This window comes from Megalodesulfovibrio gigas DSM 1382 = ATCC 19364, from assembly GCF_000468495.1.
Classification (GTDB): domain Bacteria; phylum Desulfobacterota; class Desulfovibrionia; order Desulfovibrionales; family Desulfovibrionaceae; genus Megalodesulfovibrio; species Megalodesulfovibrio gigas.
On the sequence record NC_022444.1, the window covers coordinates 3,297,236 to 3,320,746 of the forward strand.

The 23,511-nt window shown below is 65.1% G+C and carries 20 protein-coding genes; 15 read left to right on the forward strand and 5 right to left on the reverse strand.

Translation table 11 applies throughout. The annotated features are described in order from the left end of the window. Nucleotides 1–5 precede the first annotated feature (5 nt). The 11 genes from DGI_RS14530 (at nt 6) to DGI_RS14580 (ending at nt 13,131) form a co-directional block, all read left to right on the forward strand. Entirely contained in the window at nt 6–2,402 is a 2,397-nt protein-coding gene (locus DGI_RS14530; RefSeq protein WP_021761932.1) for a fused MFS/spermidine synthase, read from the forward strand. Between the two features lie 61 nt (nt 2,403–2,463). Next, nucleotides 2,464–3,342 carry a branched-chain amino acid ABC transporter permease gene (locus DGI_RS14535; protein WP_021761933.1) on the forward strand — a complete coding sequence of 293 codons (879 nt, stop codon included), beginning with the start codon at nt 2,464–2,466 and terminating at the stop codon, nt 3,340–3,342. 4 nt (nt 3,343–3,346) lie between these two features. Then, nucleotides 3,347–4,330 (forward strand): branched-chain amino acid ABC transporter permease, encoded by a 984-nt coding sequence (locus DGI_RS14540; RefSeq protein WP_021761935.1) that lies wholly within the window; start codon nt 3,347–3,349, stop codon nt 4,328–4,330. Then, a complete protein-coding gene (locus DGI_RS14545; protein ID WP_021761937.1) occupies nt 4,320–5,126 on the forward strand; it encodes an ABC transporter ATP-binding protein in 807 nt (268 codons plus the stop codon). The genes DGI_RS14540 and DGI_RS14545 overlap by 11 nt, the downstream gene beginning before the upstream one ends. 20 nt (nt 5,127–5,146) lie before the next feature. Continuing rightward, nucleotides 5,147–5,896: an ABC transporter ATP-binding protein gene (locus DGI_RS14550; RefSeq protein ID WP_027193467.1), complete on the forward strand. Its 750-nt coding sequence runs from the start codon at nt 5,147–5,149 to the stop codon at nt 5,894–5,896. Between the two features lie 17 nt (nt 5,897–5,913). Next, nucleotides 5,914–7,239 (forward strand): phenylacetate--CoA ligase family protein, encoded by a 1,326-nt coding sequence (locus DGI_RS14555; RefSeq protein WP_021761941.1) that lies wholly within the window; start codon nt 5,914–5,916, stop codon nt 7,237–7,239. A gap of 108 nt (nt 7,240–7,347) precedes the next feature. Continuing rightward, nucleotides 7,348–7,827 (forward strand): HAD family hydrolase, encoded by a 480-nt coding sequence (locus DGI_RS14560; protein WP_021761943.1) that lies wholly within the window; start codon nt 7,348–7,350, stop codon nt 7,825–7,827. An 11-nt stretch (nt 7,828–7,838) separates the two neighbouring features. Beyond that, nucleotides 7,839–8,966 (forward strand): DUF3592 domain-containing protein, encoded by a 1,128-nt coding sequence (locus tag DGI_RS14565; protein WP_158407340.1) that lies wholly within the window; start codon nt 7,839–7,841, stop codon nt 8,964–8,966. A gap of 146 nt (nt 8,967–9,112) precedes the next feature. After that, complete coding sequence (locus DGI_RS14570; protein ID WP_034608301.1) at nt 9,113–9,766, forward strand: (2Fe-2S)-binding protein; 654 nt, start codon at nt 9,113–9,115, stop codon at nt 9,764–9,766. A 35-nt stretch (nt 9,767–9,801) separates the two neighbouring features. After that, nucleotides 9,802–12,150: a xanthine dehydrogenase family protein molybdopterin-binding subunit gene (locus DGI_RS14575; protein ID WP_021761946.1), complete on the forward strand. Its 2,349-nt coding sequence runs from the start codon at nt 9,802–9,804 to the stop codon at nt 12,148–12,150. 3 nt (nt 12,151–12,153) lie between these two features. Next, nucleotides 12,154–13,131 (forward strand): FAD binding domain-containing protein, encoded by a 978-nt coding sequence (locus DGI_RS14580; RefSeq protein ID WP_021761947.1) that lies wholly within the window; start codon nt 12,154–12,156, stop codon nt 13,129–13,131. On the opposite strand, the gene DGI_RS14585 is transcribed toward DGI_RS14580, so the two are convergent. Both DGI_RS14585 and DGI_RS14590 read right to left on the reverse strand, forming a co-directional pair. Then, a complete protein-coding gene (locus DGI_RS14585; RefSeq protein WP_021761948.1) occupies nt 13,118–13,882 on the reverse strand; it encodes an energy-coupling factor ABC transporter ATP-binding protein in 765 nt (254 codons plus the stop codon). The genes DGI_RS14580 and DGI_RS14585 overlap by 14 nt on opposite strands. Continuing rightward, entirely contained in the window at nt 13,875–14,600 is a 726-nt protein-coding gene (locus tag DGI_RS14590) for an energy-coupling factor transporter transmembrane component T family protein (RefSeq protein ID WP_158407341.1), read from the reverse strand. The genes DGI_RS14585 and DGI_RS14590 overlap by 8 nt, the downstream gene beginning before the upstream one ends. 361 nt (nt 14,601–14,961) lie before the next feature. On the opposite strand from DGI_RS14590, the gene DGI_RS14595 reads away from it, so the two are divergent. Together DGI_RS14595 and DGI_RS18525 are read left to right on the forward strand one after the other, a co-directional pair. Next, nucleotides 14,962–15,546 (forward strand): RlpA-like double-psi beta-barrel domain-containing protein, encoded by a 585-nt coding sequence (locus DGI_RS14595; RefSeq protein WP_051286720.1) that lies wholly within the window; start codon nt 14,962–14,964, stop codon nt 15,544–15,546. A 7-nt stretch (nt 15,547–15,553) separates the two neighbouring features. Next, nucleotides 15,554–15,784: a hypothetical protein gene (locus tag DGI_RS18525; protein WP_144284206.1), complete on the forward strand. Its 231-nt coding sequence runs from the start codon at nt 15,554–15,556 to the stop codon at nt 15,782–15,784. Nucleotides 15,785–15,860: 76 nt separating this feature from the next. Here the strand turns inward: DGI_RS18525 and dacB are convergent, their stop codons facing one another. After that, nucleotides 15,861–17,384, reverse strand: coding sequence for a D-alanyl-D-alanine carboxypeptidase/D-alanyl-D-alanine endopeptidase (gene dacB, locus DGI_RS14600; RefSeq protein WP_144284207.1), 1,524 nt, complete (start codon nt 17,382–17,384; stop codon nt 15,861–15,863). 222 nt (nt 17,385–17,606) lie between these two features. Here dacB and DGI_RS14605 point away from each other — a divergent pair, with 222 nt between their 5' ends. After that, the gene (locus DGI_RS14605) at nt 17,607–19,289 is read left to right on the forward strand and encodes a PEGA domain-containing protein (protein WP_021761953.1); all 1,683 of its coding nucleotides are present in this window, start codon (nt 17,607–17,609) and stop codon (nt 19,287–19,289) included. Between the two features lie 93 nt (nt 19,290–19,382). On the opposite strand, the gene DGI_RS14610 is transcribed toward DGI_RS14605, so the two are convergent. Continuing rightward, a complete protein-coding gene (locus DGI_RS14610; protein ID WP_051286719.1) occupies nt 19,383–21,932 on the reverse strand; it encodes a sensor domain-containing protein in 2,550 nt (849 codons plus the stop codon). A 136-nt stretch (nt 21,933–22,068) separates the two neighbouring features. On the opposite strand from DGI_RS14610, the gene DGI_RS14615 reads away from it, so the two are divergent. Further along, nucleotides 22,069–22,578: a hypothetical protein gene (locus tag DGI_RS14615; protein WP_144284209.1), complete on the forward strand. Its 510-nt coding sequence runs from the start codon at nt 22,069–22,071 to the stop codon at nt 22,576–22,578. A 12-nt stretch (nt 22,579–22,590) separates the two neighbouring features. Here the strand turns inward: DGI_RS14615 and DGI_RS14620 are convergent, their stop codons facing one another. Continuing rightward, nucleotides 22,591–23,499 carry a M23 family metallopeptidase gene (locus tag DGI_RS14620; RefSeq protein ID WP_021761956.1) on the reverse strand — a complete coding sequence of 303 codons (909 nt, stop codon included), beginning with the start codon at nt 23,497–23,499 and terminating at the stop codon, nt 22,591–22,593. Nucleotides 23,500–23,511 lie beyond the last annotated feature (12 nt).

Below are 23,511 nucleotides of genomic sequence, written 5' to 3' on the forward strand. Positions count from 1 at the left end.
GTTCCATGACCGTTCCTTCCCCTGCCTCGCCCTCCTCCTTCGCCTCCCTGCTGCGCCGCCACAGCGACGCCGCGCTGCCTGCGGCCTTTTTCTGCGCCGGCGTCTCCAGCCTGATGTTCGAGACGCTGTGGGTGCGGATGCTGACGCGATTTCTCGGCTCCACCTTCACCGCCACGGCCCTGGTGCTGGGCGTGTTCCTGGCCGGCATTTCCCTGGGCGCCCTCACCGGCGGCCTGTTTGCGGACAGGACCCGCCGTCCCCTGACCGTGTTCAGCGGCCTGCAGGTGATGGTGGCGTTGCTGTGCGGCTTTTCCAGCCTCATCGCCGTGGATATCTGGGGGCACTGGTTCGTCACCAACGTGGCCCTGCGCGGCATGACGCCCGGCACCGCCCTGGTGGCGCGCATCTCCTGCGTTGCGGCCAGCGTGGGCCCGGCCAGCTTCCTCATGGGCATGGCCCTGCCCTTGCTCGTCTCCGCCTGCAGCCGCCGCATGGGCTGGCAGCAAGGCTTTGGCCGGCTCTATGCCTGGCATGCCCTGGGGGCGGTGCTGGGCGCGCTGTGGGCAGGCTACATCTATCTGGGATGGCTGGGAGAGTCCGGCACGATATTCGTGGCCGCCCTGGGCAATCTGGCCGCAGCCGGCCTGGCCCAGCTGCCCGCACCGGTCATCCGCTCCACGGAAGAAGTGGAGGAGGCCCAACGCAGACGCCGCCGGGAGCGCATCCCCGCGCCCCTGTATCTGCCCTTCCAGCGTCGCATGGCCCTGGCCGGCCTGGCCACGGGCGGCGCGATTTTTCTGGCCCTGCAGGCCCTGTGGGCCCGGCTGCTGCTGCTGCCCCTGCAAACGGGCACGTACAGCTTCAGCGCCATGATGGCCATGAGCCTGCTGGGTGCGGGCCTGGGCAGCTGGGCCTCCACCCGCTCCGGCCTGGCCCTGCGACGGCCGCTCACCTCCCTGGGGCTGGCCCTGGCGGCCATGGGCGCGCTGGCGGCCATGGGGCTGGGCAGCTTCGGCGCGGCCCTCAGGACCTCCGACGCCTTCGCCCTCGGCGGCGGCATGAACGTGGCCTTCTGGCTGACCTTCCCGGCCGCCTTCTGCTTCGGCTGGCTGCTGCCCACGGGCGCGCGGGCCTGCCTGCTGTATCCGGACGCCCCCGGCGAGGAGACGGGCCGGCTCTACACCGTGAACACCGTGGGCGCCATCATCGGGGCGGCCATCGGTGCGGCCCTGCTGGCGCCGCAGCTCGGCGTGGTGCGTGGGGCGCAGTTGTGCTGCCTGCTGGCCGTGGCCGTGGGCGGGATGCTGCTGGCCATCGCCCCGCGGGAGGAACGCCGCCGGATGCTCTGGACCGTGCCCGCGTGCGTGGTGCTGCTGGTGTGGGGGCTGGGTCGCGCCGGGGATCCCCTTGCCCAGGCCATGACCCAGCGCGCCACGGCGTTGCTGGGACCGGACATGGACATCTACGCCACCCTGGAAGGCGCGGACGCCCTGGCCGTGGTGGCCGGCAATCCTGCGGATTCCCAGGACCGCGCCCTTGTCCGCAACGGCCGTCAGGTATTTCGCGCCACGGCGGACGATGCCCTGCTCGCCTGGCTGCCCATGGCCATCACCGAGCACCCGCGACGCATCCTGCTTGTCAACGTCAACACCGGCACCGCCCTGTCTGCCGCCACCCAGTGGCCCGTGCCGCCCCTGGGCGTGACGGCGGTGGACCCCGCACCGGGCATCTTCGACGCGTTGCAGTTCTTCCAGGCCAACGCCACGGAGCTGCTGGCCCTGGAGAGCGTCTCCACCAGCCCGCGCGACGGCCGCAGCCACCTGCTGATGCATGCCCAGCGCCACGACGTCATCGCCATCGCCCTGACCTCGCCCGTCTGGAATGGCGACACCGTGTCCCTGTGCACCCGGCAATTCTTCGAGCTGTGCAGGGATCGTCTGAACTCCAACGGGTTGCTGGCCCTGCAGATTCCCCCGGCCAATCCCCGGGCCACAGCAATGATCCTGGCCACCCTGTCCCGGGTGTTCCCGGGCCTGTCCGTCTGGAAGGGGCTGGAGACGGATGCCATTCTGGCCATCGCCGCCAAGCGGCCGTTCAAGCATCTGGATGAGGACCGGCCCGGCATCGCCGCCCGGCTGGCGCTGCTGATGCGGCAGCACCGCGGCGGGACCGCCGCGTCCGGCCCCCTGGACACGGATGCGTTCGCCGCCCTGTTCCTGGCCCGGGAGGATGTGCTTGCGCCGCTGCTGGAGCCGTTCCCGACCATCACAGACCGGAACTCCCGCATCGACTTTCCCTTGCAATTCATTGGTGAAGACGGATTTGCCGACCCCGGCCCACACCTGGACGCCGCCAGTCTGGCCGCGGCCATCGCCGCCAAGGACTTGACAAGGCTTCCATAGCCTTGCACAGGATTGTGTTCCGCGCTTCCCAGCCACGCATCCCGGAGATATCCACCACGCCATGCTCTCCAGCCTGCTGCAGTATCTGCTTACCGGCCTCACCGTGGGGGCCACGTATGGCCTCACGGGATTGGGGTTCACCATCATTTACAATACCACCAGCATCATCAACTTTGCCCAGGGCGAATTCGTGATGCTGGGCGGCATGCTGGCCGTGGCCCTGATGACCGGTCTGGACTGGCCGCTCATCCCGGCCATCCTGGGAGCGATGGCCGGCACCACCCTGGCGGGCGTGCTCATGCATCAGCTCACCATCCGGCCGGTCAGGCGGGCCGAGGCGCTGCAGTACATCATCATCACCATCGGCGTCTCCATCCTCATCCGGGGCATCGCCATGCTGGTGTTCGGCAAGGATACCTTTGCCCTGCCGCAGTTCACCGGCAACACGCCCCTTTCCTTTCTGGGAGCCAGCGTGATGCCGCAGAACCTCTGGGTGCTGGGGGTGACGGCCGTGCTGCTGCTCCTGATGAAGCTGTTCTTCGACCGCACCATCCACGGCAAGGCCATGCTGGCCTGCAGCGTGGATCCCAAGGCGGCCTCCCTGGTGGGGGTCAGCGTGCGCAAGATGGCCGTGACGAGCTTTGCCCTCTCCGCCTTCGTGGGCGCCGTGGGCGGGGTGATCCTCGCGCCCATCACCCTGACCTCCTACGACCGCGGCATCATGCTCGGCCTCAAGGGCTTCGCGGCCTGCATCGTGGGCGGGCTGGGCAACCCCTTCGGCGCGGCGGCAGGGGGCATCGCCCTGGGCATTCTGGAAAGCGTGGGCGCGGGCTACATCTCCTCCGGCTACAAGGACGCCTTCGCCTTCCTGGCGCTGCTGGTGCTGCTCTTCGTCAAACCGAGCGGGCTCTTCGGCAAGGCCGCCATCAAGCGAGTCTAAGCGGATGCTGCGTTCCACCCCTCTGTTGCTGGCCGGCTTTCTGGCCCTGTTGCTGGCCCTGCCGTCCATGCTGACCAACGAGTATTACGTCAGCGTGCTGATTCTGGCCTGCATCAACGCCATTGTCGCCGTGAGCATGAATCTGCTGCTGGGCTACGCCGGGCAGATCTCCATGGGCCACGCCGCCTTTTACGGCCTGGGGGCCTACGGCACGGCCATCGCCACGGCCACCTGGGGCCTGCCCATGGAGGCCGGCCTGGGCGTGGCGCTGCTGGCGGCGCTGGTGGTGGCCCTGGCCATCGGCATCCCGTGCCTGAAACTTTCGGGACACTACCTGGCCATGGCCACCCTGGGCTTTGGGCTGGTGGTGAACATCGTCTTCAACGAGGCGCTGGAAACCACCGGCGGCCCGTCCGGCTTTGTGGGTATTCCCCGCCTGAAGTTGCTGGGATTTCAGTTCGATGACGACCTCGCCTATTATCGCCTGCTGGCCGTGTGCCTGACCGGGATGCTGCTGCTGACGCACCATATTGTGGATTCGCGCCTGGGCCGGGCGCTGCGGGCCCTGCACACCAGCGAGAAGGCCGCGGCCTGCGCCGGGGTGGACGTGGCCCGGCACAAGCTCTTCGTCTTTGTGCTCTCGGCGCTCATGGCCGCCTTTGCCGGCTTCCTGTATGCGCACTATCTCACCTTTGTGGCGCCCTCCAGCTTCAGCTTTCTGTATTCGGTGGAGGTCATCACCATGGTGGTCCTGGGCGGGCTGGCCACCCTGGGCGGCGCGGTGGCCGGGGCCTTCTTCCTGACCATCCTGCCCGAAATGCTGCGCTCCTTCGAAAACATCGAAGTGCTGCTCTACGGCGGCATCCTGGTGCTGTGCATGATGTTCATGCCCGGCGGCCTGATGAGCGCCTTCACTGGCGCTGGCCGCCGGCTTGGTCGATTGCTGGCCCGCAAACAGCCGCAATCCGGAGGCAGCCATGGCCGCTAGCCTGCTCACCTGTGCCAAGGTGGCCGTGCGCTTTGGCGGCGTGGTGGCCCTGGACGGGGTGGATTTTGCCGTGGAGGCCGGCAGCATCACCGGCTGCATCGGCCCCAACGGCGCAGGCAAGACCACGCTCTTCAACGCCATCACCGGCATGGTGGACACCGCCGGCGGCGACATCCTGCTGGATTCGCACTCCCTGGCCCGGCTGCCTGCCCACCGTCGCGCCGGCCTGGGCGTGGTGCGCACCTTCCAGAATCTGGAAATTTTTCCCAACATGACCGTGCTGGAAAACGTGCTGGTGGGCTGCCACCGCCGGTTGCCGCAACATTTTTTCGATGCCCTGCTGCGCACGCCGCGGTTCTTCGCCACGGAGCGCGAGGCCCGACGCCTGGCCATGGAGGCCCTGGAGTTTGTGGAGCTCGCCACCGACGTGCATACCTCGGCCGGGGAATTGTCCTTCGGGGAACAGCGCGCCCTGGAGCTGGCCCGGGCCCTGGCCGCCGCGCCCCGGCTGCTGCTGCTGGACGAGCCCGCCGCCGGCCTGAACATGCAGGAAACCAAGGCCCTGGGCGCGCTCATCAAGCGCATCCGCACCGAACGCGGCGTGACCATTGCCCTGGTGGAGCACGATATGGAACTGGTGATGGACGTCTGCGACGTCATCAGCGTCCTGCAGTTCGGCAAGCTCCTGGCCCGGGGCACGCCGCGGCAGATCCAGCAGGATCCCCGCGTGCTGGCCGCCTACCTGGGCGAGGACGACGAGGAAGAAGACGCCAGGATCGAGGAGTCCGCATCATGAGTCCGGCCACCGACAAAAGCCTGCTGACCCTGCGCAACGTGGACGTGCGCTACGGCGCCATCCACGCCGTGCGGCGCGTGTCCCTGCATGTGGGCAAGGGCGAGATCGTCACCCTCATCGGGGCCAACGGCGCGGGCAAGACCACCCTGCTGTGCACCATCTCCGGGCTGCTGTCTCCGGCGTCCGGGGAGATTCTGTTCGACGGCAAGTCCATCGCCGGGGCTGCGCCAGACACCATCGTGCGGCGCGGCATCTCCCAGTCCCCCGAGGGGCGGCGCATCTTCGGCCCCCTGACCGTGGCGGACAACCTGCGTCTGGGCGCGTACGTGCGTCGCGGCCAGGATGGCGAGATCGAACAGGATCTGCAGGCCATGTACACCATGTTCCCCATCCTGCACGAACGCCGCCGCCAGAGCGCCGGTGCGCTTTCCGGCGGTGAGCAGCAGATGCTGGCCATGGCCCGGGCCCTCATGGCCCGGCCGCGGCTGCTCCTGCTGGACGAGCCAAGCATGGGCCTGGCCCCCAAGGTGACGCGGGAAATTTTTCGCCATGTGGTGGCCCTGCGCCGGGAACAGGGCCTGACCGTGCTGCTTGTGGAGCAGAACGCCAAGAAGGCCCTGGAAATTGCGGATCGCGGCTACGTCATCGAGACCGGCCGCATCATCCTGCAGGGGCCCAGCGGCGAACTGCTGGCCAACCGCGACGTGCAGCGCGCCTATCTGGGACACGACGCCGGCAACGACGTCGAAACCGCCGCCCCTTCCGCCTGAGCTCCAAGGAGGACGCCGTGTACTGGCAACGCGAACAGGAATGCATGGACCGCGAGGAGCTGGCCCAACTCCAACTGGAGCGCCTGCAGGCCACCCTTACCCGTGTGGCGCGCAACGTCCCGTTCTACAAAAAAATCTTCGACGACATCCACTTTGATCCCGACGCCTTCCTGGACCTCTCCCAACTGGCCGCCCTGCCCTTCACCACCAAGACCGACCTGCGCGACAACTACCCTTACGGCCTCTTCGCCGTGCCCCTGCGCGAGGTGGTGCGGCTGCATGCCTCCTCCGGCACCACCGGCAAGGCCGTGGTGGTGGGCTACACCAGAAACGACCTCGCCCGCTGGGCCGATCTGGTGGCCCGCATCATGACCATGGCCGGCCTCACCCGGGACGACGTGCTGCAGATCGCCTTCGGCTATTCCCTGTTCACCGGCGGCTTTGGCATGCACGACGGCGCGCAGCGGCTGGGGGCCTCGGTCATCCCTGCCTCCAGCGGGCACACCGGCCGGCAGATCCAGATCATCCAGGACTACCGCACCACAGCCCTGGCCTGCACCCCGAGCTACGCCCTGCACCTGGCCGATGCCATGGAGGCCGCCGGCGTGAACGTGAACGCCCTCTCCCTGCGCTGGGGGCTCTTTGGGGCAGAGACCTGGAGCGAGGCCATGCGCGCGGAAATCCAGGACCGCCTCAAGCTCACTGCCACGGACAATTACGGCATCTCCGAGGTCATGGGCCCCGGCGTGGCCGGCGAGTGCCTGCAGCAGCGCGGCATGCATGTCAACGAGGATCACTTCCTCATTGAGATCGTCGATCCGCTCACCGGCGAGCTCCTGCCCGAAGGCGAGCTGGGCGAGCTGGTCATCACCACCCTGACCAAGGAAGCCTTCCCCATGCTGCGCTTCCGCACCGGGGATCTCACGCGCATCCTGCCCGGCCCCTGCCCCTGCGGCCGGACCCTGCGGCGCATCGAACGCATCCGCGGCCGCAGCGACGACATGTTCATCGTCAAGGGCGTGAACATCTTCCCCTCCCAGGTGGAACAGGAGCTGGTGGCCATGCTGGGCTCGGCGCCGCCCTGGCGCATCGAACTCAGCCGCGAAGCCCATCTGGACCACGCCACCCTGTACATCGGGGCCACGGACCAGCTCCTGAGCGATCAGATGAAAGACCCCCTGGCCCGGTTAGATCAGGTCTCCGCCCGCATGGCCTCGGCCCTGGGCGTGCACTTTCAGATCCGCCTGGCAGACGCCCGTCAGGTGGAGCGCGATCTGTACCCGGACACCGACGGAGCCGCCGGCGGCAAGGCCCGCCGCGTGCTGGACAAGCGGATGATCTAGAGCAAGTTATCTTTGAAAGGAGTTCTCGGGGGAAGAACCTTTCTNAAAAGGTTTCCCCTCTCGTAACGTCCTTTTTCAAAATTAAAATGCGCTAAGGAGTTGCACGCCATGATCGACATCGCCATTCCCGGTTTCGGCGCTTTCAAGCTGCGTTCCATGGCCCTGGATTTCAACGGCACCCTGGGCCTGGACGGCGCGCTGCTGCCCGGCGTGGCCGAGCGGCTCACCGCCCTGGCCGAGCGGCTGCATGTGGTGGTGCTCACGGCAGACACCCACGGCACCGTGCACAACATCCTGGCCGGCCTGCCCGTGGACGTGCAGGTGGTCAGCACCGGGCCGGGCAAGCCGCGGGAAGATGAGGCCAAGCGCGCAGCCATCATCGGCCTGCAGCGCGATGTCGCCTTTGTCGGCAACGGCTTCAATGATCGCCTGGCCCTGGAAGTGGCGGCCCTGGGCGTGCTGGTGTTCGGGCCGGAAGGGGCGAGCATGGAGGCCATGCAGCACGCCGACGTGCTGGTGACGGACATCCGCCACGCCCTGGATCTGCTGCTGGTGCCCACCCGGCTCCAGGCCACCCTGCGCCGGTAGTCATGCCGCACATGCCTGCCCCATCCCGCCGCCCACCATTGGCCCAACCGCCCCGGGATTTCCGCCTCAACCTGTTCGCGTTGCGCTGGGTCCGCTTCATGCCGTACCTGCTCCTGGCGCCGCTGGCCGTGCTGGTGGCGCTCGGGTTCCGGGACGACTCCCCCCTGCGCCAGGCGGCACCCATCCTGCTGGCCGTCATGTTTCTGCTGCTGCCCCTCACACTCTGGCTGCGACGCTTGTTCGCCCAGATGCTGGCCGGGCAGCAGGAGGCTGCATCCCGCTTCACGACGGTTTCGCCCAAAGCCTGCCGGCTGGAGAACACCCGCTACGCAGACACCGGCGGGCAAATCTTCCTGGTGCGCGATGTCGATTCGCCGGCGGACTCGCCCCGCTTCGCCGCCCGCATGCGGTTCAGCCGTCGGGTGTGGAATCTGCCGGAGCAGGAACCGGTGGACGTCTTCATGGATCCTGTCGGCGTGTCCCCGGTGTTTGCCGTGGCGGCGTCCACCGTCTCCGGCTGGGGCGAGGTGCTGACCCGTCAGGATCTCGAAACCGGCTGGCGGCAGACCAGACGCCTTGTCACCTGGCTGATCGCCTTGGTGCTCCTCGGCTGCGCCGTGGCCGGCTGGCTGCTGTTCCAGCAATACGATCTCCTGCGCCAGACCCGTCAGCGCGCCGCAGAAAGCCTGACCTGGCCCAGTGTCCAGGGCGTGATCCTGGAAAGCGAGGTGGCCGAAACGCGCATCCCCTCGGGCAAGACCTCCGTACAGGGCTGGGAAGCCCTGGTGCAGTACGAATACGTGGTGGACGGCGTTACCTATCCTGGCGAACGCATCCATTACGGCTACGCCCCCACCCGCACCCGGCAGGACGCCGACACCCTGGCCGCCACCTATCCGGCTGGGCAGCCGGCCGCCGTCCATTACGATCCGGCCCTGCCTGCGCGCTCCGTGCTGGAGCCCGGGCATGTGGAGACACTGGACGCGGAGCTGGCCCAGATACGGCTGGTGATGGCTGCCGCCACAGGGGGTCTGCTGCTGATGTCCTGCATTCCGGCGGGGGTGCTGTGGTACACGGGCCGGCGCCGCCGGCAGTTGGAATTGCGCCTGGAGACGCTGGGGCTCTTGCCGCGGCCGTGAGTCTTCGTCGTACTGGATTTTTTCCATGCCTTGACGTAGACAACGCCATGATGCGCCATGATTACGTCATGGCGCGCCCCGACATTTCGACGTCACCATGATGACGCGGGGCATTGTGCGTGTTCCCGTCGTCTCAGGAGCCTTGCATGTCTTCGTCCCCCAAATCTCCCCCCCCTCAGGCCGGCATGACCCGTCGGGGCTTCCTCAAATCCATGAGCGTCTCCGCCGTGGCCACCACCATGGCGACCACCATGGCTACGGGCGCAGCCACCCTGGCCACGGCCACCCGCGCCGCCGCCCAGGACGATGCCCCGCCGCCGGTCCTCCGGGGACTGTCTCCCCTGTCCCTCACCGTCAACGGCGTTGCCCGCACCGTGCTGGCCGAACCCCGCTGGACCCTGCTGCACGTGCTGCGCGAATGCCTGGGCATCACCAGTCCCAAACCCGGGTGCGAGCGCGGCGAGTGCGGCAGCTGCACCGTGCTGGTGGATGGCGTTGCCCGCTACGCCTGCCTGATGCTGGCCTTCGAGGCCCAGGGCAGGAACATTGAAACGGTGGAAGGGCTGATGGACGGCGAGCGCCTGGGGCCGGTGCAGCAGGCCTTTCTGGAAGAAGACGCCCTGCAATGCGGTTACTGCACGCCAGGGCAGATCATGGCCGCCGAGGCCCTGCTGCGGCAGCAGCCCGATCCCACCCTGGAGGAAATCCGCGTGGGCATGAGCGGCAACCTCTGCCGCTGCGGCGCGTACCGACACATCCTCACGGCTGTGGCCGCGGCCTCCGTCAAGAAGAAGTCCTGAGTTCCGGCAGATTCCGGTCCCCAAGGGAGTGCTGCATGGCCGACAAAGGCTATTTCGATCCCGTTTCCCCGCTGCCCCAGCCATCCAAACCCGGCGAGGCGCCGCGCCCCTGGGGGCAGACCACCCTCATCGGCCAGCGCATCCCCCGCGTGGACGCCTACGAACGCGTGAGCGGTGCTGCCGTCTACCCCTCCGACATCCGCCTGCCCGGCATGCTCCATGCGGCCATCCTGCATTGTCCGCATGCCCATGCCATCGTGCGCGGCCTGGAGACGGCCAAGGCCAGGGCCATGCCCGGCGTGCGGGACATCATCACCGCCGGCACCCCCGGGGCGGACATCCAATGGCCCTATGCCGAAGGACGCGCATACCCGCTCTTTGATCCGCACCTGCGATTCGAGGGTGAGGAAGTGGCCGCCGTGGTGGCGGACACCCCCTGGCAGGCCTGGGACGCCGCGCGGGCCATCGAGGTGCGGTACGACGAACGCCCGGCCGCCGTGGCCGAGCGGCTGGCCCTGACGGAAAAGGCCCCCAACGTCCACCCCGGCGGCAATCTGGCCCGTCCGGTGCAAGCCTACGCCCGGGGCGATCTGGACAAAGGTCTGGCCGAGGCTGCCGTGGTGCTCACGGGCTCTTTCCGCACCGCCTCCCAGTTGCACATTCCCCTGGAACGCCACGGCTGCGTGGCCATGTGGGACGGCGACGGGCTCACCGTCTGGGAATCCACCCAGGGCGTATTTCCGGTGCAAGAGAAGCTCGCCGCCGTGCTGGGCCTGCCCCTGAGCCGCGTCCGGGTGCGGGGGGAATACATGGGCGGCGGGTTCGGATCCAAGCTGGAGACGAGCAAATACGCCGTCATCGCCGCCATACTCGCCCGGCGCACCGGCCGTCCGGTCAAACTCTTCCTGTCCCGGGAACAGACCATGCTCTCCATGGGCCTGCGTCCTGCCGCGCACATGGAAATGCAGCTGGCCGCCAAGGCCGACGGCACCCTGACGGGCATCTCCTTTTCCGGGCTGGCCTCGGGCGGGGCCTACGGCGGCGCGGGCACGGCCCTGGTGGACTGGCCGGCCAAAGACCTCTACCGCTGCCCCAACGTGCGCACCGAACTGACGGATGTGCTGCTGCACAGCCAGCCCGCCCGCCCCTTCCGCGCCCCCGGCTATCCCCAGGGAGCCTGGGCCGTGGAGCAGATGATGGACCGCATGGCCGACGCCCTGGGCCTGGATCCCGTGGCCCTGCGCCTGCAGAACATCCCCACCACTTCCCAGGCGCGCGAAGGCGCGCCGGCCTATACCACCACCGGCCTGAAGGCCTGCCTGGAAGAAGGCGCAGCCGCCTTCGGCTGGCAGGAGTCGCGCCAGCGCACCGCAGCCCAGCCAGCCACCGTCGCCATCCGTCGCGGCGTGGGCATGGCGGCCTGCAACTGGCTGGTGGGCGGCGGCTTTCCCCCGTCCACGGTGGTGCTCAAGCTGCTGGCGGATGGATCGGTCATCCTCAACATGGGCGCCAGCGACATCGGCGGCGGCACCAAGACCATCATGGCCATGGTGGTAGCCGAGGAACTGGGTGTGACCCTGGACCGCATCCACATCGAACACGCAGACACGGCCACCACCCAGTACGCCACGGCCTCCGGCGGCTCCAAGACCGTGCCCACGGAAGCCCCGGCCGTGCGCGAGGCGGCGCAGGAGCTCAAGCGTCAGCTCCTGGCCTGGGCCGCGGAGGAACTCGGCATGAAGGCGGAGACCCTGCGGTACGAGGGGGCGTCCATCGTCGTCAACCATTCGGAGAAGCAGGAAAAGCAAGGCAAGCAGCCGCAGCGTGTTGCGGTCACGGCCCTGGCCCGGCTCAGGCAGCAGCGCGTGGCCCTGGGCGTGGGACACAAGCGGCCCAATCCCAAAAACAAGACCGTCTGTCCCTTTGGCGCGCAGTTTTGCGAGGTGGAGGTGAACACCGGCACGGGCGAGATCCGCGTGGTCCGCTTCCTGGCCTGCCACGAGTCCGGCCGGGTGATGAACCGCCTGACCTACGATTGCCAGGTGTACGGCGGCATGACCATGGGCGCCGGCTTTGCCCTGACCGAGGGCCGCATCCTGGATGCGGATTCCGGCAAGCTCTGCAACCGCAACCTGCACGACTACAAGCTGCCCACCATGCTGGATGTGCCCGCGGACATCGTCTCCCTGCCCCTGGATCTTCCCGACGATGCCGCCAACTCCACCGGCGCCAAAGGCCTGGGCGAACCCGTGGTGGTGCCCACGGCCCCGGCCATCGCCAACGCCATTGCCGACGCCTTGCGACCCTGGCAGGTGCGGCTCGCCGCCACGCCCATCACCCCCGCAGCCGTGCTGCAGGCCCTGGCCGCAGCAAAGGAAGCATGATGCATGTTTGAGGATTTTGCCTACACCCGCCCCGACACCGTGGCCCAGGCCGCCCAGTTGTTGCAGGAGGAAGCCGCCCATGCCCTGGCTGGCGGCTCGGACCTGCTGGGCTGCCTGCGGGAGCGGATTTTCCCTGTCAAGACAGTGGTTTCCCTTTCAAACCTCAAGGACTTGCGAGGCATTGCCCGCACGGCCGAAGGCGGCCTCGCCCTGGGCGCACGGACCACCATCGCCGAGGTGGTCGAATCCACGGAAGTGCAGACCCTCTATCCCGGGCTTGCCCAGGCCGCGGCCGAGGTGGCCAGCCCGCAACTGCGCAACCAGGGCACCCTGGGCGGCAATCTCTGCCAGAAGCCCCGCTGCTGGTACTACCGGGGCGATTTTGACTGCCTGCGCAAGGGGGGGGCAAGCTGCCTGGCCGTGCATGGCGAAAACCAGCTCCATTGCATCTTGGGGGGCGACGCCTGCTACATGGTGCACCCCTCGGACACCGCCCCCATGCTCCAGGCCCTGGATGCCACCGTCTGGGTGGCCGGTCCTGCCGGAGACAGGTCCCTGCCCCTGGAGCAGCTCTTCATGCCCCCCGGCCAGGACCCGACACGGGAAACCACCCTGCAGCCCGGCGAACTCGTCACCCACATCCACCTGCCGCCGCCCGAACCAGGGTTGCACACCCGCTACCGCAAGGTGCGCGCCCGGCGATCCTGGGATTTCGCCCTGGCCGGCATGGCCCTGGCCGCCGTGACCGAGGACGAGGTGATGCGCAGCTGTCGTATCGTACTCTCCGGCGCAGCGCCCATCCCCTGGCGGGTGACGCACGCCGAGACCGTGCTCACCGGGCAACGCCTCACCCGTGCACTGTGCCGCGCCGCCGCCGAAGCCGCCATGCAGGGTGCGGAGCCCCTGGCCCACAATGCCTACAAAATCGAGCTGTTCAGGAACATGATCCAGGAAGAGCTGGAACGGCTCATCCGCAGTTGACCGGCCGCGTGGCGTGCAGGTGTGGCCGCTGCGGGTCGCCGTCGGCCGTATCGCCGTGGCGATGGCTGTGCAGCACGTCCATGGGCACGGGGGTCAGGCGTCCATCCTCCATGGCCAGACAGGACGAGACCGTGCGGGAGAGGAAGTCCCAATCGTGGGAGACAATGAGCATGCCTTGCGGCAACTTGTTTACAATGCTGATGATCCGCTTGCGCATGACCGGGTCCAGATCATTGGTCGGCTCGTCCAGCAACAACAGTTCGGGCGACATGGCCAGCACCGTGGCCAAGGCGACCAGCCGCTTTTCGCCGCCGGACAGCCGGTGGCACACACGCGCTTCGTAGCCGGATAATCCCAGTGATGCCAGCGTGCTGCGCGCAATCGCCTCAGCCTCTTCAGGCGTCATGCCCAGATTCAGCGGCCCAAACGCCACATCCTCCAGGACGGTGGGGGAAAACAGCTGATCGTCCGCCTGCTGAAACACGAACCCCACATGCCGCCGCATGGTCCGCAGGCTGTTTTTGTCTGCAACAATTTCGCCCTTGAATCGCAACACCCCGGCATGAGGCTGCAGAATGCCGATGAGGCACTGCAGCAGGGTTGTCTTGCCGCTGCCGTTCGGGCCAATCAACCCCACCTTCTCCCCGCCAAGCGCAATGGAGCACGCATGCAACACGCCGCGTTCTCGTCCTGCATAGCGATACGTGGCCTGCTCCAACGCCAGAATGGGGACAGCCGTTCGATCAGTCACGGATCAGCTCCAGAAGGTTGCATTCCAGGGCCACCAGCCCCGCGGCCACGGCGAGCAACACCGCCAGCGCCAGCCAATCCCATCGCGCCATGCCCGGCAGGGGCAATCGTCGAAAACTGCCGTCATAGCCACGCAACTGCATGGCCTGATGCACCCTGTGGGCCTGATCGAGACTGCGAACCACCGTCATGGCGAACATGTTGCCCACGGTATGCCACGTATGCCTGTTGCAGGCCGGCACAAAGCACCGCAATGCCGCCGCAGTCTGCAACCTGTTGTGCATTTCCCGAATATCCTGCACATATCTGACACAAAAATACAACATGGCGCACAGCTTTTCGGGGATTCGCAACGACTCCATTCCCTTGACCAAGACATGCAGCGGGGTTGCGACAATGAGTCCAAGCAACAGACACGCGATGGCATTGGCGCGCAATGTTGCCTTGAGCGCCAGGGCGACGCCGTCTGCATGCACCGCGACAGGACCAAGGCGATGCAGCACTGCACCGCTTCCAGAAAACGGAACAACAAGCCACAGCAACACCACAAACGCATTGACGGCCCCCAGCCCCCGCAGGACGGCGCTGCGGCCCGGCCAGCCCAGCAGCAACACCACACCACCCGCCAGCGCGGCACTCGCCAGGGCTTCCGGCTGCGCCGACACGGCAATCACGGCAGACAACACCGCCACGCCAATCAGGCGCGCACATATGTGCACGGCGTGCAACGTCCAGCCAGCGTGTTGCCCTGAAAGCGGATTCGCAAACATACTGCATCCTTCTGGTTCCGTTCAATCCCGCCCCTGCAGTACCCTGGGGGCACTGTTGCGTCAAGGCGCCCCTTCTGCATTGCGACGCCCAACTACTGCAAGCGCAACAGCCACATAGGCCTGCTCTAAAAGATTTGTAGATGCATGCATTGGTTGACAATCCCCCTGGCTGTATGACATGAGAACATGGCGACCCTGTCCATTCTGATGGTCAGAGCCCTGCATTTGCTGCGGTGGCCTCTTCCTCAAGGAGCGCCCTGCTTGGGGGCGCACCTCCAGCAAGACCAGGACCCTGAACCAGGATTGAAGCATGCGCACCCTGTTATTTTGCAAAGCAATCATCATCCTGTCTGCGTTGTGTTACTTCCAGCATCAATACAGCAAAACCCTGGAAGTGCAGCTGGAGGACTACAAAAACCGCTTCAATCAACTGCAGCTTTCCCAGGCCAGCGCAGAAGGCGCGCTCGAAGGCCTGCAGCTCTCAAGCTATACGCAACAACTCATGCTCATCAACTCCCTTGCGGACAACAAATCCAAGGTGACTGAACTGCTGCGCATGGTGCAGCAGAAGGATTTTATTATCCAGAGCATGACCAGAGGGCGTGTCTGCACCATCTCCGCCTACAGCCCCACAGTTGGACAAACAGACGATTCGCCGTTCATCACGGCAAACAACAAGCGCGTTCGCGATGGCATTGTGGCGGTCTCGCGCGATTTGTTCGCCAATGGCTGGAACTTCGGGCGAAAAATCTACATCAAGGACCTCGGCGTGTACACCATCGACGACCTCATGCATGAACGCATGCGCAACAGCCTGGATATTTTCATGTTCGACACCGATCTGGCCATCAAGTTTGGCAAAAAGCAAGCCCGCGCCTACCTGCTCGGCGCATGAGACCATCATGAATTGCACACAATTACTCTTGTGCGCTGCATTACTGCTGTCCTTCTTTTGCAATGAAGCTGGCGCACAGACGCAACAACGCAAGCAAGGCAAGGCAGATGACGTGATGATGCAATGCCAGCGGGAAGCCGCCAGCAAGCAAATGCACATGGACAAGCTGCAACAATATCTGAAGCAGTGCATTGCCAGAAAATCCATCGAAGCAGGACTTGTGGAAAAACCGCAATAGCTCGCAGTCTTCTCCCGTATCTTCGGATGCGTGCTGCGAATTTGTATTCTCCCTGCCTCATTGGAATGGATTGGAATTATCGTCCGACAATCAGCGTCACAATTTCGTCCTGCAGCATCCGCGCCTCTTTGGGTTCCCCTGCGTTGTTGTTCACCATCACTGCAAATACAACCCAGCGGCCTTGCTGATCTTGCGCGTATCCGGCAATACTGCTGTGCCCGGTCATATAGCCCACCTTGCCATGCACCACGCCCTCACCTTTGGTGCCCGTGAGTCGCCGGGCCATGCTCCCATGGCTGCCCGCCACGGGCAGGCTCGCATAATAGATTGGAAATACCGGGCGACGCACCATGGCGCGCAGCATTTCCGCCATGGCCTTGGGGGAAATCATGTTCTTCCGGGAAAGGCCGGACCCGTCCACGATGACCATCCCATCGCCATCCACCCCAAGGGCCGTGGCCCATTGCCGCACCAGGGCCGCACCTGTGGCGAAGTCCCCCTTGCCAGTGCGGGCATGCGCCACTGCATGCTGTGTCAACTCTGCGAAAAGATTATGGCTTTCCCTGTTCACCACAGCGCAGACCGCCTGTAACGGGGGGGATTGCCGCTCGAACAAGGGAACCGCGGCGGCGGCCAGACCTTCGCGAATCACCTGCGAACCGCCAGATACGCGTATTCCTTTTTTTGACATGCTGTTCTTCATATTGAACAGAAAATACCTTGCCGGATCGTTGACCGAGACCGCCGCGGTCACGCCCTTGCCGCGGGGGGCCAGGGCGCCGCTGATGGTGACGGTTTCCGTGCCCAGTTCCCGCGCCATGCAGAAGTCCTCGCCCTTGGCCCGGGCAATCGCCTGATTTTTTATGGAAAAATATCCTTCCGGAACGGCGCGTATGGCCAGGGCGGCCCCGGGTTGTCCGGGGACCGCGGAGACCTCCACGGTATTCTCACCGCAACTCAACGCATCAACCGGCGTGGCATAATAGTACGAAAGGTCGTCCCATTCCCAGGCTGGGCCAAGCAGGGGACCGGCAAACTGCGAGGTATCTGCAATGAGACTGCCTCGCACCTCATGAATGCCCTTTGACAACAGATGCCCGGCGATCTCTCCCATGCAAAAATCGCCGTCCTGACACCACGTTGCAGAGAAAGATGGATCGCCATTGCTTCGTACGATCAAATCACCGTGCAGCACCCCGTCCTTCACCATGCCTGTATGGGAGAATGACGTGGTGAACCGATATTCACTTCCAAGCGTGTCCAAGGCTGCAGCCGTGGTGAACAGCTTCAGGGTTGATGCCGGAACGAACAACTTTTCGGCATTGAACTGGGCAACCAACGGGCCCGCAGGATCTACAGGCAGCAGGATGGCGCCGACGTGTGCGGAATCCAAAGGGGATTTCGCAATAACTGCCCGCAACTGCTGCGACAAGGTCTCGATTTCGCCAGCACTCCATGGCCGCGCCGCCACGGCAGACGGCAGCGCCTGGGCCGCAGGCTGCCCGCCTGCAACGCCGATGCTGCATGCCATCACCCATGTCCACACCACCAGCGTGATGGCCACCACCTGCATGCCATGACGGCAAGATTGAACGCCCACAAACACCTCCCTGCAACCATCTGATATTACGTGCTGTTAGTGCCAGGACACCGCAGTTTCGGGGGCGATTGCCGGGCCGGGGCAGCCCCAGACGGCCGCGGCCGCATGCAACCTGCCGAACGGTTTAGGCATATCACCTATCCACCCAAAACTCTTTTTTCCCTTGCTGCACCCGTTGAATTGGGCTAAAGTACCCCAAACAGTCAAGGACTGCGGACCCGCATGCGCAAAATACACCGCCACGCCAGCAATTCTGTCTCCATCCTCCTGGTATGGTTGATTGTTTGCGTGGCGCTTCTCCCTGGCGCCTCGGCCACGCAACTTGCGCATCCTCCGGGCGTGGGCATTTGGGAAATGCTGTTCGGCCCGCCTCCGCCTGGACAGCGCCACGCCACGGCGCACACGTCTGGCACCGGGACCGACGCTGTTGCGCCGGCCGCAGCCCTGCGCACGCCTGGCAGCGCGGGAGATCCCGCCGCCCGGCCCCTTGAGGCATCCACGGAAGCCGAGGTCCTTAAAGACCTGTTATGCCCGTATGTCGATTACACCGAACGAGCCGCCGTCCCGGCCGCGCACACGACGGCCCCAGGATCGCAGTTCCGGCTGGTCACTCCCAATCTTGCGGCGCTGCTGTCTGCCAAGATACGTCCCGGTGCGGCGCGCACTGGGCGAATCTTCGTGTCCACCACCCCGCAGGACGCCACGGTGCGTCTGCTGCGCCATCCGGTCGTCTTTTCGCAGGGCATGGCCCTGGCCCCGGGGGCCTATGTGGTGGAAGCCCAGCGCAAGGGGCATGCCCCGGTACGGCGGGAAGTCACCATTCGCGCTGGCGAAGATGCTGCCTGTCACCTGACGCTGGCGCCCGCCCCTGCCCAGGGGCAGTTGTTCGTCAACGTCAGTCCGGCGAATGCCACGGTCCGGGTGGTGAACATCAAGCCCGTGTTTTCCCAGGGCATGCTGTTGGAGCCCGGCACATATCAGTTGGATGCCTTCCAGGACGGCTACCGCACCGCCGCGCTCAATGTCACCATTGCCGCCGGAGAACGCAAGACCATCGCCATGAATCTGGAGCCGGCTGGTCCGCAGGGCCGGCTGTTTGTTCAGACGGAACCGGCGGGGGCGCAGGTGCGCATCCTGAACATCCAGCCGCGGTTCCGCCAGGGCATGCTCCTGGAAGAGGGAACCTACACCGTATGCGCCTCCTTGCCCGGGCATGATTCCGTCACAGTGCATGCCGTGGTGCGTCCTGCCGAAGACAATACGCTTGTGCTCGCGTTGCCGCCTGCCGCGCCGGATGGCCGGTTGTTCGTGAACGGCATGCCGGCTGGCGGCACGGTGCGGATCATGAGCGTACAGCCAGCCTTTACCCAGGGCATGCCCGTGCGCCCCGGCGTGCATGTGCTGGAGCTTGTCTTCCCCGGCAACAAGCCGATGGTGCACCATGTGACGGTCGTTCCCGGAGAGGCCCTGCATGTGGACGCCGTGGCCATGCGTGCCGGCAACAGCCAGTCTGGGGTCTTCAGCGTTCCCATGACACGAGCAGGCGGGGACCACGCGACGTTGACGCCGGTCCAGGCCGTCACGCCTGCCGCCGGGCTAGCGTCTGAAACGTCACCGGCGGAGACAGGAACAGTCGGCGGTGGCAGATTGTTTGTGCAAACAGCGCCCAGCGACGCGGATATCCGCATCACGCATATGTCGTGGTCTTCGCCGGCAACATACGCCGAAGGGATGCTGCTGCCTGAGGGAACATACAACGTCAGCGTGTTCAAAGAGGGCTACGACCCGGTTCTTGAACGCGTGCAGGTGCTGCCCGGCAAGAGCACGCAGCTGTTCCTGGACCTGGCGGCCCGGTCGCAGGCCTCCGCCGCGGCAACAGTGCCGCGCCGTGCCGCCACACGCTGACCCAGAAGCATCCGAACAAGCGCTTTCAGGACATCTTTCTACAGAACGGGTTTCACGCGAACCCCGTTTCCAAGACCTTGTGCGGCAAAGCCATTACACGCAATGTCGCAGTTGTAGCGTCTCGCTGTCCAGGCCTGCCAGCAGCCGCAGCACCGCTTCTGCGGGCATGGGCTTGCCCAGCAGGTAGCCCTGTGCGGCATCGCACCCCAGGGATTGCAGCACCTCCAGTTGCGCCACTTCCTCGACGCCTTCGGCAACAACCCTGAGCCGCAACGCCTGCGCCAACTGGATGATGGCGTGAACGATGGCGTTGTCGCTGTCCTGCCGGCCCAGCCGCTGCACAAAAGATCGGTCCACCTTGAGGGAATCCAGCGGAAATTGATGCAGATACGCCAGGGATGAGTATCCGGTGCCGAAATCGTCCACGGCCAGCCGCACCTGCAAGGCCTTGAGTCGCTCCAGCAGCACCCTGGCCGAGGCGGCGTTTTCCATGACCACGCTTTCCGTCAGCTCCAGGCACAGGCACTGCGCCGGCATGCCGCTGGCCCTGACGGCCTGCCGCACCTGTTCCACAAGATCAGACTGCATGAACTGCCGCGCCGAGAGGTTGACGGACATGGTCAGCCGCGACGCCGCCGGGTGCACGGTGCACCAGGACGCGAGATCCTGCAACGCCGCCGAAAGAATCTGGCGGCCCAGGTTCACGATGAGCCCGGTTTCCTCCGCAAGCTCGATGAATTCTCCGGGAAAAATCAGTCCCCGCTCCGGATGCCGCCATCGGGCGAGCGCCTCGAATCCCAGCAGCACATTATCTGCCACGGAAACGATGGGCTGGTAGTGCGCCACAATCTCTTCCTGGGCAATGGCCCGCCGCAGCTCCGTTTCCAGCCGCATGGCGTCCTGCACCCTGCTGCGCATGGAAGGATCGAACACCACATAGGTATTCTTGCCGCGCTCCTTGGCCATGGACATGGCAATATCCGCATCGCGCAGCAGCATTTCCTCATTGTCCACCTGCAAGTCGCCCATGGCAATGCCGATGGATGCCGTGAACTGCAGCCTGCGATGCAGCAACTCCACCGGCTCCTCCACCTCCTGCAGCAACTCCCGGGCCACTCGTTCTGCGTCTTCCCGGGAGTATACGGAATCAAGCAGCACGCAAAACTCGTCGCCCCCCAGGCGGGAGACGGTGTCGATGGGCTGGAGCAGCCGGGCAATGCGCTGGCTGGTGATCTGGATGAGCTGATCCCCCGCGGCGTGCCCCAGGCTGTCGTTGACGAGTTTGAAGCGGTCCAGATCCACGTACAGCAGGGCATACCGCGCCCGGCCGTGGCGCTTGGCGCGTTCCATGGCGCGGCGCAGGCGGTCCAGCAGCAGCGCCCGGTTGGGCAGACCGGTGAGTTTGTCGTGAAAACTGTGGAAGACGAGCTGTTCCTCGGCGCGCTTGCGTTCGGTGATATCCAGGAAGATGCGGTAGGCGCCCTCCATCTCGTCATTGATGATGATGGGGAACGACAGCATGTACACGTGCACAATCTGCCCGTCCTTGCGACGGCGGATGGTCTCCGCAGCCACGTGCTCCCCCTGGGAGAGCCTGCGCGTCATCTCCTCGGCCTGCGGTGCAAGCCCTGCGGGCACAATGAACGGCCCGAGGCGCTTGTTCCACAGCTCGGTGAACTCATAGCCGAACATTTTTTCGAAGGCGCGATTGACGCCGGAGACATTGCCGTCGCGGTCGCAAATGACAATGGCCTGCGGCGAATTCTCAAAAAGTTGCTGAAAGTACGCCTTTTGCTGGAGCATACGCGATTCGGCCAGCTTGCGGCTGGTCACATCCAGCATGATGGCCTGGCAACGCGCCGGCAGCCCGGGCCGTGGTGGCAGCAGGGTGATGCGCGTTTCCATCCATTTGATGGTGCCATCACTGCACCGCAAGCGGCAATCCAGGGCAAACTTGTCCGAATCCTCGGCGGCGCACCGCTGCACTTCCTGCCGCAGGGCCGCCACATCCTCGGGCGGCATCAGGGAGGCCATGGAAGCCCCTGCAGCCAGAAGCGCCTTGGCGGAATGCCCCAGCAGGGTGATATTTTGGGAAATGTGCACCAGGGGCCAGTCCTGTTCCATTTCCCACACCAGCAGCAGCACCGGGGAAAGCTCCACCACCAGATTGGCCTGACGCAGGGCGTCTTCGGCGCGTTTGCGCGCGGCAATGTCGGTGATGAAGAGATCGAGCAGGCCGGCGGAGTCGTCGCCCTGGGAGAGTGGGGAGCCCGGCTGGTTGGCGTGGGAGGCTGGCACAGTTACCCGCGTGCTTGCCTGTACCCATATCGACGTTTCATCCGGTTGCAGCAGCAGCAATTCCTCGCCGTGCAGTCCCTGCGGGGAGGCGAACAGTCGTCGTGCCCCTTCGCAGCCGCCGGGCGTCATGAATGCAGCAGGCACGTCTTTGACTGTGGCCAACAGCGCCTCGGCCGTGCGGTAGCCGAACAGCCGGACCGCTTCCCGATTCACCAGCAGCGGCACGCCGTCCCTGGTGCATCGCAGGATACCCACCGGGGCGTTTTCAAAAAGCGATTGGACGCCTGCCTCGGAAATGGCCTTCCCGGCAGCGGCAGAGAATTCGTCAAAACTGGCTTGCGTCATTGGCACTGGCAGTTGCCCCACCCCCGCGCCGTGGCTGCTGGAGGAACGGGCGTGTTGAGATGTTCACAACATTGCCAAGCCATGTTATTTGCCTGAACGTTCACGCTGGCCTTGGCAGGTTTTCGGGCAATGCTCCATGCCCTTGGCTGCCTGCTGGCATCCCACTAACCACGCTGCGAGTCAACTGCCGAATTGCGCTTCGGCAGCATTGACGCTGCAGCAAGGCGGCGGTAGCTCCTGTATGGCTTGGTTTTCTCGCAGACTCACCGAAAAAGACATTGCATCGATCCATCTCGGAAAAAAGAAATCCTATAAACTCCCCCGCGGTTCCGGAGCCATTCTGTTTGCCGGCGCCTTGCTGGCCTTTTACCGGGAGGAGCTGACGCCGGAGGAACGTGAGAGCAGCGTCACCAATTATCTGGACGTGCTCGCCCTGTTCAAGACTGAAAAGCAGCACTATTTTGTCTATTACGAGGTGGAATTCACCGGCGAGCAATACAAGCTTGGCAGGCAACGCTTTGTGGCGCTGCTGAAAAGCATGGCGGAGGTGGAAAATTTTCTGAACAAGATGTCGTACTCGAACAGCAGTTCTTTCCGCTCCATCATTCTTTCCGAAGCCAAGATATACGACGCTGCCTGGCCATGAGGCAGCTGCGCATCAATTAAGAATATAGATCAGCGGGTTCACCACTTGTCCTCTCACGTGCACCTCGTAGTGCAAATGAGAGCCGGTGGTCCTGCCGGTGGCGCCCACCTTGCCGATGATCTGCCCGCGTTTCACCTGATCCCCCACCTTCACCAGGATGCTGCTGCAGTGGGCGTACCGGGTGCGCAGGCCTGGGCGGTGCTCAATTTCAATGGTCAGGCCATAGCCGGAAAAACGCTTGGCAAACACCACCTTGCCCGAGGCTGGCGCCACGATGGGCGTGCCCTGGGGGGCGGAAATATCGATGCCCTTGTGCATGATGGCCCGCCCCGAGATGGGATGCCGCCGCACGCCGAAGGGCGAGGTGAACCGCCCGCGCACGGGCCAGATGGAGGGCAGCTCCTGGATGACCGCCGGGCTTTGCTGGCGCACGGCCACAAAAATATCCTGCTGCCGTGTCTCCTCCAGAAAAATTTCGTCCCCCATCTCATCAAGCAGTCTGCTCAGCAGGCGCCCCATCTGCCGCGGGGTGTACAGGGCCACGTTCTCCATCCGGTCCTGCGAGTATTTGAGGCCCATGTTGGTGGCGCGCTCAAAGTCTTCCTCCGTCGGGTTGCCGAACATGAGCGCCAATTTGGTATTCAGCAGCAGGATGCGGTCGGCCCGGTTGGCCAGGGTGCGCACGGTGGAGGCCTGCATCAGCAGCGCATCCCGCAGCACGGCGTCCCGGTCCTGCTCGATGACCATTTTGATGACGCTGGTCTCCTCTGTGCGCTGCTGGTACCAGAGCGCCACGAGGGAGGCCGTCAGCACCGCAAAGAGCAGCACCACGGCCGGCAGCAGCCAGCCCCGCAGGCGCAGGTGGCGGCAGTCGCTGTGGTCTTCCCGAAAGACAACGAGATGGTATTTTTTTAGAAGCATGAATGCGCGTGC